Source organism: Microbulbifer jejuensis (genome assembly GCF_047289955.1).
Classification (GTDB): domain Bacteria; phylum Pseudomonadota; class Gammaproteobacteria; order Pseudomonadales; family Cellvibrionaceae; genus Microbulbifer.
Genome location: NZ_JBLBUB010000001.1, coordinates 50,328 through 63,732, shown reverse-complemented (window position 1 = coordinate 63,732; position 13,405 = coordinate 50,328). Strand labels below are relative to the sequence as shown.

At 56.3% G+C, this 13,405-nt stretch carries 13 protein-coding genes; 3 read left to right on the top strand and 10 right to left on the bottom strand.

Translation table 11 applies throughout. The features are described 5' to 3' along the window. Positions 1 to 12: 12 nt before the first annotated feature. From ACL7TT_RS00325 to zapE, 6 genes are all read right to left on the bottom strand, one after another. Entirely contained in the window at positions 13 to 639 is a 627-nt protein-coding gene (locus ACL7TT_RS00325) for a glutathione S-transferase N-terminal domain-containing protein (RefSeq protein ID WP_413392209.1), read from the bottom strand. 105 nt (positions 640 to 744) lie between these two features. Next, the gene (locus tag ACL7TT_RS00320; protein WP_413392208.1) at positions 745 to 2,946 is read right to left on the bottom strand and encodes a ubiquinol-cytochrome c reductase; all 2,202 of its coding nucleotides are present in this window, start codon (positions 2,944 to 2,946) and stop codon (positions 745 to 747) included. Further along, entirely contained in the window at positions 2,943 to 3,542 is a 600-nt protein-coding gene (petA, locus tag ACL7TT_RS00315) for a ubiquinol-cytochrome c reductase iron-sulfur subunit (protein WP_413392206.1), read from the bottom strand. The genes ACL7TT_RS00320 and petA overlap by 4 nt, the downstream gene beginning before the upstream one ends. 298 nt (positions 3,543 to 3,840) lie before the next feature. Further along, positions 3,841 to 4,233, bottom strand: coding sequence for a 30S ribosomal protein S9 (gene rpsI, locus ACL7TT_RS00310; RefSeq protein ID WP_299941588.1), 393 nt, complete (start codon positions 4,231 to 4,233; stop codon positions 3,841 to 3,843). Between the two features lie 15 nt (positions 4,234 to 4,248). Beyond that, positions 4,249 to 4,677: a 50S ribosomal protein L13 gene (gene rplM, locus ACL7TT_RS00305; RefSeq protein ID WP_299941585.1), complete on the bottom strand. Its 429-nt coding sequence runs from the start codon at positions 4,675 to 4,677 to the stop codon at positions 4,249 to 4,251. Positions 4,678 to 4,801: 124 nt separating this feature from the next. Beyond that, positions 4,802 to 5,923 (bottom strand): cell division protein ZapE, encoded by a 1,122-nt coding sequence (gene zapE / locus ACL7TT_RS00300; RefSeq protein WP_413392203.1) that lies wholly within the window; start codon positions 5,921 to 5,923, stop codon positions 4,802 to 4,804. Positions 5,924 to 6,265: 342 nt separating this feature from the next. Here zapE and ACL7TT_RS00295 point away from each other — a divergent pair, with 342 nt between their 5' ends. Beyond that, positions 6,266 to 6,706 carry a Z-ring associated ZapG family protein gene (locus ACL7TT_RS00295; RefSeq protein ID WP_413392201.1) on the top strand — a complete coding sequence of 147 codons (441 nt, stop codon included), beginning with the start codon at positions 6,266 to 6,268 and terminating at the stop codon, positions 6,704 to 6,706. Positions 6,707 to 6,796: 90 nt separating this feature from the next. Here the strand turns inward: ACL7TT_RS00295 and sat are convergent, their stop codons facing one another. Then, positions 6,797 to 7,987, bottom strand: coding sequence for a sulfate adenylyltransferase (gene sat, locus ACL7TT_RS00290; protein ID WP_413392199.1), 1,191 nt, complete (start codon positions 7,985 to 7,987; stop codon positions 6,797 to 6,799). 299 nt (positions 7,988 to 8,286) lie between these two features. Here sat and ACL7TT_RS00285 point away from each other — a divergent pair, with 299 nt between their 5' ends. Together ACL7TT_RS00285 and ACL7TT_RS00280 are read left to right on the top strand one after the other, a co-directional pair. Continuing rightward, the gene (locus ACL7TT_RS00285; protein ID WP_413392197.1) at positions 8,287 to 9,429 is read left to right on the top strand and encodes a S1C family serine protease; all 1,143 of its coding nucleotides are present in this window, start codon (positions 8,287 to 8,289) and stop codon (positions 9,427 to 9,429) included. A gap of 16 nt (positions 9,430 to 9,445) precedes the next feature. Next, positions 9,446 to 9,874 (top strand): nuclear transport factor 2 family protein, encoded by a 429-nt coding sequence (locus ACL7TT_RS00280; protein WP_413392195.1) that lies wholly within the window; start codon positions 9,446 to 9,448, stop codon positions 9,872 to 9,874. A gap of 199 nt (positions 9,875 to 10,073) precedes the next feature. Here ACL7TT_RS00280 and hisD read toward each other — a convergent pair whose 3' ends face one another. The 3 genes from hisD to murA form a co-directional block, all read right to left on the bottom strand. Then, on the bottom strand, positions 10,074 to 11,396 hold the full coding sequence (gene hisD / locus ACL7TT_RS00275) for a histidinol dehydrogenase (protein WP_413392193.1): 1,323 nt from the start codon (positions 11,394 to 11,396) through the stop codon (positions 10,074 to 10,076). Between the two features lie 16 nt (positions 11,397 to 11,412). Next, positions 11,413 to 12,054, bottom strand: coding sequence for an ATP phosphoribosyltransferase (gene hisG / locus ACL7TT_RS00270; RefSeq protein ID WP_413392192.1), 642 nt, complete (start codon positions 12,052 to 12,054; stop codon positions 11,413 to 11,415). A 73-nt stretch (positions 12,055 to 12,127) separates the two neighbouring features. After that, positions 12,128 to 13,390, bottom strand: coding sequence for a UDP-N-acetylglucosamine 1-carboxyvinyltransferase (murA, locus tag ACL7TT_RS00265; RefSeq protein WP_413392191.1), 1,263 nt, complete (start codon positions 13,388 to 13,390; stop codon positions 12,128 to 12,130). Positions 13,391 to 13,405 lie beyond the last annotated feature (15 nt).

Sequence of the window (13,405 nt, the reverse complement as noted above, 5' to 3'; positions counted from 1 at the left end):
ACCAAACTGTCCTCAGCGCATTTCCCGCTCGTATTCGGTAAGGCTCTGCTGGAAGGCATCACGGGCAAACAGGCGATCCATATAGTCCAGCAGCGGTTTTACCTGCTTAGTTTTGGGCAGGCTGATTTCGAACTGATCCAAACGCCACAGCAGCGGTGCCATGCAGCAGTCTACCAGTGAAAACTCCTCGTTGAAGAAATACGGCAAGTCACTAAACATCGGCGCTATACCGGCCAGGCTGTCGCGCAGTTCTTTGCGCGCCGCAGCGGCATCCTTACCACCGCTGAGGACCTTGTCCACCAGTGGACACCAGTCGCGTTCGATGCGGTACATAATCTGGCGGCTCTGTGCGCGGGCAACAGGGTATACCGGCAACAGCGGCGGGTGCGGGAAACGCTCGTCCAGATACTCCATCATCACCTTGGTTTCAAACAGCACCAGATCCCGGTCTACCAGAGTGGGCAGGGAGTTGTAGGGGTTGAGGTCAGCGAGCTCGGCAGGTTTATCATTTGCACCCACATCTATGATATCGACAGACACTCCTTTTTCGGCAAGCACAATGCGTACCCGATGACTGTAATGGCTCTGGCCATCGGAAAAGAAGGTCATAGAGGAGCGCTTGTTGGTAGGCACACCCATATTCAAACTACCTCAAACTTGTCGGCCGGCGAGCGCCGACCTGTATTCAAAAGATAAAGGGCAGCGCAGCGATTCCACTACCCATCAAACAGTAACCGGCGAACCTCAATGCTGCACGTCTTTCCAGTATTCGCGGTTCAGCAACCAGGCAAAGACAAAAAAGACAACAATAAACGCCAGTACATAGAAACCGATACGCTTGCGTTCAAGAGCCATCGGCTCGGCAATGTACTCCATAAAATTCACCAGGTCATACATGGCCCGATCGAACTCTTCCGGGCTCATTGAACCCTTGATTTTGCCCACCTGCAGGCTGCCACAGTCAGCATCCATAATCGGGTTGCCCAGCTCATCGCGCACGATCTTGCCGTGGTCGCGCTTTGGCCCGGCTGCGCACTCCTGAAGCCCCTGCAGCTCAAGCAATACGTGGGGCATCGCCACACTGGGGAAAACCTTGTTATTCACCCCGGTAGCACGACTGTCATCCCGGTAGAAACTGCGGAGGTACGTGTAGAGCCATTCCGGGGAGCGGGAGCGGGCTACCAGCGTCAGGTCCGGCGGAGTGGCACCAAACCACTCCTTGGACTCATTCGGACGCATGGCAATCTGCATCAGGCTACCGATCTTATCATTACCCAAGACTAAGTTCTGCATCATCAGCTCAGTGGGGATACCCAGGTCGGTACCCACCCGTTCCCAGCGCGAATAGTCGGCACTGTGGCAACCCATACAATAGTTGACAAAGTATTTGGCACCGCGCTGCAGCGACGGCTTGTCCTGCAGGTCGGTATTGATGTGGTCCAGTTCAATGTTTGACTCAGCGCCCACCGCCTTGATGGGAATAAGAGTCAACAGACCCACAACGATCAAGCCCATAAACAGGATTGCGAACGTCTTGCCGCCAGAGGGACTGGTGACCCGCTCCGGCTCCGGATACACCTCGTCGCGACTGGCAATCCAGGGCAGTGCAGCGAAAAACAGAGCGAGTAGTACAGTCACAACAGCAACAAAGGTATTCGCAGTATAGTTTTCAACGGCCATCCAAAGGAACAGCACACCAAAAACACCACTCACAATCCAGGAACCCATGCCTTTGCGCACCTTGGGATTGGTCCAAACCGGCATGGTCAGGAAAAAGGCAAAATAGAACAGGGTGCCCACTTGCGCCAGAAAGTTGCGAGCGGGTGTGGGGGATTTCACACCCAGATAGCCGAGAATAATAAACACGGCAACAAATATTAGCAGCAGCGCTTTCGGCAGCCAGCCCTTATAGCGGATGGAGCGCACCGGACTCTTATCCAGCCACGGCAGTACAAACAGGACGGCAATCGCTGCACCCATTGCCACCAAACCGAGGAACTTTGCCGTCAGTGGCCCGATATCCATGGTCACTGCGCGCAGTACAGCGTAGAAAGGGGTAAAGTACCAGACCGGCGCGATATGCGGTGGTGTCTTCAACGGGTTGGCTTCCTCGAAATTGGCGTGCTCAAGAAAGAAGCCCCCCATCTCCGGGAAGAAAAACACCACGGTAGCAAAGATAAACAGGAAGACTGCAATGCCCACCAGGTCGTGCACAGAATAATAAGGGTGGAACGGGATACCATCTTTGGGAATACCCTGCTCGTCCTTATTTTTCTTAATCTCTATACCGTCTGGGTTATTGGAACCCACTTCGTGCAAGGCAAGGATGTGCAGCACAACCAGCAGCACCAGCACCAGTGGCAGCGCAATCACGTGCAGGGAGAAAAACCGGGTGAGGGTAATACCAGAGATCAGGTAATCGCCCCGGATCCACTCTACCAGACTCTCGCCAATACCGGGTATTGCACCAAACAGGGAGACGATCACCTGGGCGCCCCAGTAGGACATCTGGCCCCAGGGCAGTACATAGCCCATAAAAGCCTCGGCCATCAGCACCAGGTAGATACACATCCCGAATATCCACACCAGTTCGCGCGGAGGCTTGTAGGAGCCGTACATCAAACCGCGAAACATATGCAAATACACCACCACAAAAAATGCCGAGGCGCCGGTAGAGTGTAAATAACGAATCAGCCAACCCCAGTCCACATCGCGCATAATGTACTCGACGGAGGCGAAGGCGCCCTCGGCAGAGGGGTTGTAGCTCATGACCAGCCAGATACCGGTCAACAGCTGATTGACCAGCACGATTAAGGAAAAAACCCCAAAGAAGTACCACAGGTTAAAGTTTTTGGGCGCGTAGTACTTGCCCATATGCTTGTCCCACGCCTGGTAAATCGGCAGCCGCTGATCCACCCAGTCACCGAAATCTGCCAGCCATTTCATGGGGTATCCTCCTGGTCTACACCGATTACGATGACATCATCACTCTCATAGAAATACGGTGGTACCACCAGGTTGGTCGGTGCGGGAACAGCCTTATACACGCGACCGGCCATATCGTACTTGGAACCGTGGCAGGGGCAAAAGAAGCCTCCGAACCACTCGCTGCCGCCGAGGTCAGCGGCGCCAACTTCAGGCTGGTAAATGGGGGCACAGCCCAAATGGGTACACAGGCCAACCAATACCAGTAAATGCGGTTTGATGGCGCGGTTTTCCGGATTGACATACGCCGGCTGGATGGATTCTTCTGAATCCGGGTCGCGCAGCAGCGGTACCACTTTCTCCAGGTTCTGCAATGCCTCGGTGGTTCTGCGCACTACAAAAACCGGCTGGCCCCGCCACTCAACAGTGACCATCTGGCCCGGTTCCAGCTTGTTGATATTGTACTTAACCGGAGCACCCGCGGCTTTTGCCTTGGCACTCGGATTCCAGGAGGCAACGAAAGGGACAGCGACCCCAACCACACCCGCACCACCGACAACTGAGGTGGCAGCGGTCAAAAAACGGCGCCGTCCTGCATTTACACCGTCATCACTCATGACCTAATTCTCCCATCACAGCGATCCCGGATACACAGGGGAAGCGCTGGCCCAAACTCAAAAAGTCTTGAAAGCAGTCCCGCTCCGGCACATTGCCCGCGCGAATAAACCCCACAAATCAAGCGGATACAAATCGGCGCAATGTTAAAGAAAATGCCATTTTGATACAAGGCAAAGACCTGGGAGCACCGGAAACCGCGTGGTGAAACAGCGACAAACCGGGCAAAATCCGTCTAGATTCGCGATTCGCGCAAACTGCCGAGCAAAAAAAAGCCCGGCAGGTGCCGGGCCCAAAAAATTAACGCTTGGAGAACTGCGGCTTCTTGCGCGCTTTGCGCAGCCCCACTTTCTTACGCTCTACCTCGCGGGCGTCGCGGGTCACGTAGCCCGCGCTGCGCAGCGGTTGGCGCAGTCCCTCATCATACTGCATAAGGGCACGGGTGAGGCCGTGGCGAATAGCACCCGCCTGACCAAAGGAGCCGCCGCCTTTTACCGTGACATTGATGTCAAATTTTTCCACCATATCGACCTTTTCCAGCGGCTGGCGCACGATCATGCGAGCCACTTCACGGCCAAAGTATTCATCCAGGGCCCGACCATTCACGGTGATCTTTCCCTCACCGGGCACGACAAACACGCGCGCGGTGGAGGTCTTGCGGCGGCCGGTACCATAGTATTGAGTAGTTGCCATCAGAGTTATTCCCGTTTAGATCGCCAGTTCAACCGGCTGTTGAGCCGCATGAGGATGTACACTGCCGCTGTACACTTTCAACTTTCTGAACATGGCGCGGCCCAGCGGGCCCTTCGGCAGCATGCCTTTAACGGCGCTCTGAATAGTGCGCTCAGGGGCTTTCTCGATCAACTTCTCAAAGCTGATGGACTTGAGGCCGCCGGGGTAGCCGGAGTGGCTGTGATAGATCTTGTCTATGGCCTTGTTGCCGGTCACGCGGACCTTTTTGGCATTGATCACGATAATGTAATCGCCAGTATCCACGTGGGGCGTATATTCAGGCTTGTGCTTGCCACGCAGGCGGTGGGCGATCTCGGCAGAAATACGGCCGAGCGTCTTGTCCGCAGCGTCAACAATGTACCAGTCGCGTTTTACCGCTTCTGGCTTAGCACTGTAAGTCTTCATGTTATAAACACCTGTCTGTGCCCCCTGGATTGGGGGCCGTCCCACAAAAGAGCGCGGATAGTACAAAAGGCGTACTGGCTTTTCAAGCCATTTCCAACCTGGGCCGCCGTCCCGCCAGGCCTTATCAGGGCCTGTGCGCGCGCTCCAGGTACTCGCGGGAGCGCATTTCGAGCAGCCGGCTGACCGCCCGTTCAAACTCAAAGCGCAGGTGGTGCCCACCGTATAGCTGCTCAGCCGGTACCTCGGCAGAAACCACCAGCTTGACACACCGATCATAGAGCTCATCGACCAAATGGATAAAACGCCGTGCCTGGGCATCCATACGCGCATCAAACCTGGGGACCGCCGCCAGCAGTATGGTTTGAAACTCCCGCGCCAGCTCTATGTAATCATTCTGGGAGCGGGGACCATCACACAAGTCAGCAAAGTTAAACCAAGCGACATCATCCGCCACTTTCAGGGCCTGGATAGGTCGCCCCTCCACCTGCAGTTGCACATTGCTGCGCACCTCACAGCCATCCACACTCAACTGGGCAAAGCTATAAGCCAAGCTGTCCTCCGCCGCCCTATCCAGGGGCGTGTGGTAGAGTTCCAGTAGCTCCAGCGTACGCAACCGGTAATCGATGCCGCCGTCCACATTGACCACCTGGGTGTGGCGCTGGAGTAAATCGATGGCCGGCAGAAACCGCGCTCTTTGCAAGCCATCCCTGTAGAGTCCCTCAGGCTCAATATTGGAAGTGGCCACCAGGGTCACACCCCGACTAAACAACGCCTCGAGCAAGCCCGCCAGGAGCATGGCATCGGCAATATCTGACACAAAGAGTTCGTCAAAGCACAACACTTGAACCCGACGGGCAATCTTGTCAGCCACCTTATCCAGCGGATTCTTTTCCCCCGCATACTCTTTCAAATCCCTGTGCACCTGGCGCATAAAGCGATGGAAATGTGTGCGTTGTTTCTGTGCAAATGGCAGAGATTCAAAAAAAGCATCCATCAGATAGGTCTTGCCCCGGCCGACCCCGCCCCAGAAGTAGAGCCCCCTTTCCGGCACCGCTGCATTTCTGCGCAACCGCGACAGCAGACGGGCAATAGCACCCCGCTCGGCCCGGGCAACCAAGCGCAGGTACAGATCCTGCAACGCCTGCACCGCTGCCTGCTGGGATAGATCCAGGGTAAAATCCGGGCGCTGCAAATCACTTTCATAACGCTCAAGGGGGGAAGCTAATGGCGGTCTGGCAGACAACATAGAGGAAAAGATCTTCAACAACGGGTTTATCGGCGCGCACTCTATCAAATACCCGGCAAAGACGCCTAGGTGCCGGCACCCTGAAGCCGAAATAATACCGGCTCTGCTTAGCCGGAAATTGGCGATAATCCGGGACTGGTGGCTGACCTTTGTGCCGACATTGGCCAACCAGTTTAATTGTCGGGTGAATAATCACGTATACTGGACCCATTAACATGGAGTTGGGGGTTGCCTCTGGGAACATCCCCCAAGTCATGGAGCGAAACACCAGCCCGATGGCGACCGTTTCAATGCTCGACCCGGAGCGACGGGGCCTATAAGGACAAGTTGAGGAGGTAGTAAGTGCACTCTACATCGGTATTAATTCTAGTTGGCATCCTCGGCCTGACACTGGGTGCCTTTCTGGCATTACTGACAGTCCGCGGGCGTACCAGTGTTGAGCGTTCCCAGGAGCTGGAGCAACGTCTGCAAGAAGCCAATGACAAGCTCCGAGACTTCCAACTCCAGGTCAACGAGCACTTTGACCAGACCGCCCAACTGGTCCACAACCTCACTGAAAGCTACAGGGACGTGCACGAATACCTGGCCAATAGCGCCCTGCGCCTCTCCAATCAGGATATCGGACGGCAAATGCTCGAAGCCGGCAGCGGCAAGCTGCAGAATGACGATAGTCAACTGAAGGATATGAAACCACCCCGGGATTGGGCGCCAAAAGAGCCGGGCACCAAAGGGACCCTGGCCGAGGATTACGGCCTGGACAAAGAGGCCCACGCCGGAAGCTGAGCGGCTGCCCCCATGCCTGGAACAGGGACGGAGCGACCCGGACTACAAACAAAAAAGACGGGGATCAACCCGCCTTTTTTGTTTGCGCCCTTACAGGCTTTGGTAGTAATCCATCAGGATTTTAGCCACTTCCGGGCGGGAGAATTCCGGCGGAGGTGCAATACCGCCCCCGAGCATTTCGCGCACCTTTGTGCCGGACAGGAGAATAAAATCCTCCCTGGAGTGATCCGGTACATCGCGCATCATCACGACTTTATTCAGCTTCTTTGAGTAGGCTGTGTGATCGGCGCGAAAAATCTCGATCTCCAAGGCGCCTTCGGGGACTTGTTCGTCGAAGATAGTCTGTGCATCAAAGGCTCCGTAGTAGTCACCCACACCAGCGTGATCACGACCGACAATCAAATGGCTGCAGCCACAGTTCTGACGAAATACAGCGTGCAGTACCGCCTCGCGCGGGCCAGCATAGAGCATATCGAAGCCGTAACCGGTTACCATCACCGTATTTGCGGGGAAATATAGCTCTACCATCTTGCGGATAGAGGCATCGCGCACCGGGGCGGGAATATCCCCCGGCTTTAACTGTCCCAGCAGCATGTGGATCAACACACCCTCTGCCCCCACGCTCTCCAGGGCCATTTTGCACAGTTCTTCATGGGCGCGGTGCATGGGATTGCGGGTCTGGAAGGCGACAACCCGGCTCCAGCCACGCTCAGTAAATTCATTGCGGATTTCAACCGCTGTGCGAAAGGTATCCGGAAAATCATTCTGGAAATAGCTGAAATTAAGCACCTCAATGGGGCCGGAAATCAGCTTGCGACCTGTTGACTGAAAAGTCGCCACACCGGGATGCTGCTTGTCCAGGGTCCCAAATACCTGTTTGGCCATCACGTCCACTTGCTCGCTGGATAGGGTTTCAATGGCTTCCACATCCATCACCGCCAGCACCGGGTTTCCTTCAACATTCGGGTCGCGCAATGCGATACGGGAGGCCCCTGCAATCGCACTAGTTTCCTCCACGAGATTTAAAATGGGCACCGGCCAGAACAAACCATCCACCGTGCGCAGTGTCTCCGCCACACTCAGGGCATCCGCCAGATTCATAAAGCCGTGCAAGGGATTAAAGTAGCCTGCACCCAGCATCACGGCATTGGCGGCAGCGGCAGAACTAACCACGATAGAGGGCAACGACTCCGCCTCATGCATTAACCGGTGATGCCTCTCACTGTCATAGACAAAGCGCGGCTGCAGCTCAACACTGCCGTGGGGGCGAACAAGGGACATTCTGGTCTCCAAAAACTAAAGTTACCGGTTAATCTTAAATTTTCGACCGGCCATTATACGCATCCATTCAAGCACACCAATGCCACGCCCATACAAAATGTGCCCGCATACTATGGGATGACAATACTGTGCTGTGGACGAGTCCCCAAGCGGAATGTCAGTGGCACCGCAACTTGCGAATGGCAACCAAGCGGCCGTGTCCCGGCTGCCACAAAACAGCCTCCCCTCGACAGCAACACCCTATTCCCAGCGAATCCTTGTCGAGACGTGTGTATAATCGGCACAAGGAGGAGTCGAGAGTGTCGCAAAATCGCTTTTTACAGGACTGGGTCCTACCCGTGTTGGTAGGCGTTGTCGTAGCAGCCCTGTTACTGGTTGTATTTCCGCAATTGCGCGGCCGTACACCCTCCCCTGCAACGGAAGATTGGCAAGGACCAATATCCTATGCCCGCGCGGTGAATCTCGCCGGCCCCGCGGTCGTCAATATCTATACCCGTACTGCCGTGCCACAACGGCGGCACCCCCTTTTTAACGATCCCCTGTTCCGCCGGCTGTTCGATAATATGAATGTGCCCCAGCGGGAACGCATGCAATCCAACCTGGGCTCCGGAGTCATCGTCAGCGATACGGGCTATATCCTCACCAATCACCATGTGGTCGATCAGGCTGACGCCATCGTCATCCTGCTGGCTGACGGCAGAGAGGCGCAGGCACGGCTGGTAGGTAGCGATGCAGATTTTGACCTGGCGGTGTTGAAGATCGAACTTACCGATCTCACCTCAATCGCCGTCGGGAAGCCGGAAACCGCTCAGGTGGGGGATGTCGTTTTGGCCATAGGCAACCCCTTTGGAGTTGGCCAGACAGTTACTCAAGGAATCATCAGCGCCAAGGGGCGCCACCTGGAAAGCTCTGGCAGGGGGGGATATTTCCAGAACTTTCTGCAAACAGACGCCGCCGTAAACCCTGGCAACTCCGGTGGCGCCCTGGTTGATTCACAGGGACGTCTGCTGGGGATCAATACCTCAATCCTCAACCAGTCCGGCTATTCCGGGGGGATCAGTTTCGCCATCCCCGCCAATATCGCCTTTAAGGTGATGCAGGACATTATTACCTACGGCCGGGTGGTACCCGGCTGGCTCGGCATAGAGGCCAGTGCTATCAACCCGCAGAGGGCCAGGGAACTCAACCTGAACCCAGCGGCTGGGGTCATGGTCACAGCCATCTACAATGAAGGCCCCGCCCACACTGCAGGACTCAGGCCGGGGGATGTCATTACACATATTGACGGTCTCCCAATCGGCGATGGCAAGCGGGGCGAGGCTACAATGGCAACCTTGCGACCAGGCGACACGGTCTCCATCACTTTTGTTCGCGACGGTTCCGCACATACCGTGGAAGCAACGGTCTCAGTCAAACCCAAGCCATCCACTGCCACGGATTAACCACTGAGATTTTATTATGCGCGCAGTATCCCTGGCCCTGCTTCTGATACTGGCCACCGCCCCGGCCAAAGCTGACGACCAGCAGAAACTTGAGCAGCTTCTAACCCACTTTCTCAGTCACGCTGCCAGCGATGCGGAAGTCCACCGCCGCTTTTGGGCCAAAGAGCTGGTCTATACCAGCTCAGCGGGCAAACGATTCGGTAAGCGCCGGCTTATGCAGGGATTGGAAAACCCAACCAGTGATCCGGTATCCGTGCGCTACACCGCCGAGGATATTGATATCCGTCTGTTGGGAGACACCGCCATTGTGGCATTCAGATTGCTGGCCAATGACAGCGCCAGCGGGGAAGCCAGCCACTATTTCAACACCGGAACCTTCGTCAAACGAAAGGGAGAGTGGCGCGCACTTGCCTGGCAAGCCACCAAAATTCCGCACAAAGACTGAATCCATCAGGGATCGACGTGAAAACTGTACAAAGGGATCAAAACGCTATTGGCCCGGCAATCCAATAGGTTGGACCAATACGGCTCAGGGCGTTGCCGCCACCGGTCGGCGCGAGTCCTGGAAGTACGAGCGACGCCTCGCAGTTACGCCAGTCATTCAAAGGCGACGGCAAGTACCCAACAGGTCATAGAGGGCTGGCTCAATTGTCGGATGCATTGCGCTTTATGCGAAAAGCTGCGGAGCGCGCATGGGCCTCGAAACCCTCGCCGCGGGCGAGCGTGCCGGCCACACGTCCCAGTTTGTCGGCGCCCTCCGCGGAACAATAAATAATGGAGCTGCGTTTCTGAAAATCATACACCCCCAACGGGGATGAGAAGCGGGCAGTACCGCTGGTCGGCAGCACATGGTTGGGGCCCGCGCAGTAGTCCCCCAGTGCTTCCGCACTATAGCGGCCGAGGAAGATAGCCCCGGCATTGCGTATCTGGGGCAGAAAGCGCTCGGGGTCGGCGACAGAAACCTCAAGGTGCTCCGGGGCTATACGATTTGAAAGCTGTATGGCCTCCTCCAGCGAGCCAACCTGTATCAGAGCCCCCCGTTCGACCAGGGATTTCTGTGCGATCTGCGCCCGCGGCAGATCGCTCAGCAGGCGTTGCAGCGAAGCCGCCACCCTATCGAGGAATTGTGCATCCGGGCACAGCAAAATCGACTGCGACAGTTCATCGTGCTCGGCCTGGGACAACAGGTCCATGGCAATCCAGTCTGGATCAGTGGCGCCGTCACAGATCACCAGTATCTCCGATGGCCCTGCGATCATATCGATGGCCACACGGCCAAACACTGCGCGCTTGGCAACAGCCACAAAAATATTGCCGGGACCGACAATTTTGTCCACCGCAGCAATAGTCTCGGTTCCATACGCCAGTGCCGCCACCGCCTGGGCACCACCGATGGTATACACCTGATTGACACCGGCAATCGCCGCAGCCGCCAGAACCAGATCGTTCAATTTCCCATCCGGCGCCGGCACCACCATATTCACACACTCAACGCCGGCAACCTTTGCCGGAATGGCATTCATCAATACCGAGGAGGGATAGGAAGCCTTGCCGCCGGGGACATAAATCCCCACCCGCGCCATCGGGCTAATCTGCTGCCCCAGCACCGTGCCATCGGCCTCGGTGTAGCGCCAGGATTTTTGCACCTGGTGTTCGTGATAGTCCCGCACCCGCCGGGCAGCGACTTCGAGCGCTTCACGCTCCTCCGGGTTGATGCGCTGCAGGGCCGCATCCAGTTCGGCCGATGTCACAGCAAAGTCACCTGCCCGAACCAGCTCACGGCGATCAAAGCGGTTGGTGTATTCGATAACGGCGGCATCGCCGCGGCTGCGTACCTGTTGCAGTATCTCCGCAACCGAGGACGCCACCGCATCGCTGGCAACCGCTTCCCAGACAAGCAATTGGTCCAGTTGCGCATCAAAGTTTTTTTCCGCTGTGCTCAACCTGCGAATGGATTTACTTGTCATGGTATCTGAAAAATTTCTATCCCTGGGTGCGGGTGATTGCCATTGCCAGCTTTTCAATCAGGTCGCTGATCGGGTGGTATTTCATTTTCATGGCGGCCTTGTTAACGATAAGGCGGCTGCTGATATGCGCAATGATCTCTCGCGCTTCGAGGCCGTTGGCCTTAAGGGTGTTGCCACTGTCCACGATATCGACGATTTCATCGGCCAGACCCATCAGCGGGGCCAGCTCCATGGCACCGTACAATTTGATGATATCGACCTGGCGCCCATTGGCGGCGTAATGGCGTTTGGCACTCTCTACAAACTTGGTTGCCACCCGGATTCGGCCATTGGGTAACTCCGTCCCCTTGAGACCGGCCGTCATCAAGCGGCAGCGGGCGACCCCGAGATCCAGAGGCTCATAGAGGCCATCGGAGCTGTGCTCCAGTAAAGTATCCTTGCCCGCCACCCCCATATCCGCTGCACCATGCTGGACATAGGTGGGTACATCCACACCCCGCAGGAGAAGCAGGCTCACGCCCTCACACTGGGTGGGGAAAGTCAGCTTGCGACTCTTTGTGAGATCCTCCAAGGGCGCCAGCCCAGCCGAGGTGAGTAGCGGCAGGGTTTCCCTCAGGATTCTGCCCTTGGTTAAGGCGATGGTGATTGGCATGGTCATTGGTATTTCTGCACCGATTTCTCGATTGTTCGCCGCCTCCGCAGTACACAGGCTGGCTCTGCTTTATAAGTGCCTAACCGGCCAGGCGGCGGATATTCGCCCCCAATTGCTGTAATTTTTCCTCGATGCACTCATATCCCCGATCGATATGGTAGATGCGATCGACAATGGTCGTCCCCTCGGCAACTATACCCGCTATGACCAGACTCGCCGAGGCGCGCAGGTCAGAGGCCATCACTGGAGCGCCTTTGAGCTTTTCTACCCCGGTGACAATCGCAGTATTGCCCTCCAGGGTAATATCCGCCCCCATGCGGTTCAGCTCGTGTACCTGGATCAGGCGATTTTCAAAGATCGTCTCCACCACCGCACCCTTCCCCTCAGCTACGGCATTCATGGCGGTAAACTGCGACTGCATATCTGTGGGAAATGCCGGATAGGGGGCTGTGCGAAAGCTGACCGCTTTCGGACGGTTGCCTTTCATATCCAGCTCAATCCAATCCTCTCCACAGCTCAGGTGCGCACCGGCCTCCTCGAACTTGAGCAGTACCGCATCGAGAATATCCGCACGGGTATGCAGCAGGCGCACTTTTCCCCGCGCTGCGGCAGCGGCTGCAAGAAAGGTCCCAGTTTCAATGCGATCCGGCATCACCGTAAAGGTGCAGGGATGCAACTTGAGAACACCGTGGATACGCAAGGTATCGGTACCCACCCCCTCAATCTGCGCACCCATGGCAATCAGGAATTCCGCCAGATCGACAATTTCGGGTTCCCGTGCAGCGTTGTGTAACACGGTTGTGCCCTCAGCCAGCACGGCAGCCATCAACAGGTTCTCTGTACCGCCAACAGTGACTTTCTCCATCACGATATTGGCGCCTTTCAAATGGCCATGGGAACGCGCACGTATAAAGCCGCCGTCTATGGTGATTTCCGCACCCATGGCCTCCAGGCCCTTGAGGTGGATATCCACAGGACGGCTGCCGATGGCACAGCCCCCTGGAAAGGAAACATTGGCCACACCGTGACGTGCGAGCAGGGGACCCAGCACAAGAATCGACGCGCGCATGGTTTTCACCAACTCGTAGGGCGCGGTCAGATCATTGACCGGACGGGGGTCAATCTCGACCCCCAGTTGTTCATCGACTGTGACATCACAGCCCATACAGCGCAGCAGCGTGATCATGGTGGTGATGTCATTCAAGTGTGGCAGATTGCGAATATGTACCGGCCCATCCGCCAACAGGGCCGCAGCCAAGATAGGCAGTGCGGAATTTTTCGCACCAGAGATTCGCAATGTTCCGGACACCGGGCTGCCGCCCTCGATTAATAACTTATCCATTCGGTCTCTTATTTG

Excerpts from the sequence above, each read along its gene's own strand:
- ACL7TT_RS00320 (WP_413392208.1), bottom strand. The coding sequence starts at position 2,946 with ATGAAATGGCTGGCAGATTTCGGTGACTGGGTGGATCAGCGGCTGCCG.
- rpsI (WP_299941588.1), bottom strand. The coding sequence starts at position 4,233 with ATGGCAACTACTCAATACTATGGTACCGGCCGCCGCAAGACCTCCACC.
- ACL7TT_RS00280 (WP_413392195.1), top strand. The coding sequence starts at position 9,446 with ATGCGCGCAGTATCCCTGGCCCTGCTTCTGATACTGGCCACCGCCCCG.
- petA (WP_413392206.1), bottom strand. The coding sequence starts at position 3,542 with ATGAGTGATGACGGTGTAAATGCAGGACGGCGCCGTTTTTTGACCGCT.
- rplM (WP_299941585.1), bottom strand. The coding sequence starts at position 4,677 with ATGAAGACTTACAGTGCTAAGCCAGAAGCGGTAAAACGCGACTGGTAC.
- zapE (WP_413392203.1), bottom strand. The coding sequence starts at position 5,923 with ATGTTGTCTGCCAGACCGCCATTAGCTTCCCCCCTTGAGCGTTATGAA.
- hisD (WP_413392193.1), bottom strand. The coding sequence starts at position 11,396 with ATGACAAGTAAATCCATTCGCAGGTTGAGCACAGCGGAAAAAAACTTT.
- sat (WP_413392199.1), bottom strand. The coding sequence starts at position 7,987 with ATGTCCCTTGTTCGCCCCCACGGCAGTGTTGAGCTGCAGCCGCGCTTT.
- hisG (WP_413392192.1), bottom strand. The coding sequence starts at position 12,054 with ATGACCATGCCAATCACCATCGCCTTAACCAAGGGCAGAATCCTGAGG.
- murA (WP_413392191.1), bottom strand. The coding sequence starts at position 13,390 with ATGGATAAGTTATTAATCGAGGGCGGCAGCCCGGTGTCCGGAACATTG.
- ACL7TT_RS00325 (WP_413392209.1), bottom strand. The coding sequence starts at position 639 with ATGGGTGTGCCTACCAACAAGCGCTCCTCTATGACCTTCTTTTCCGAT.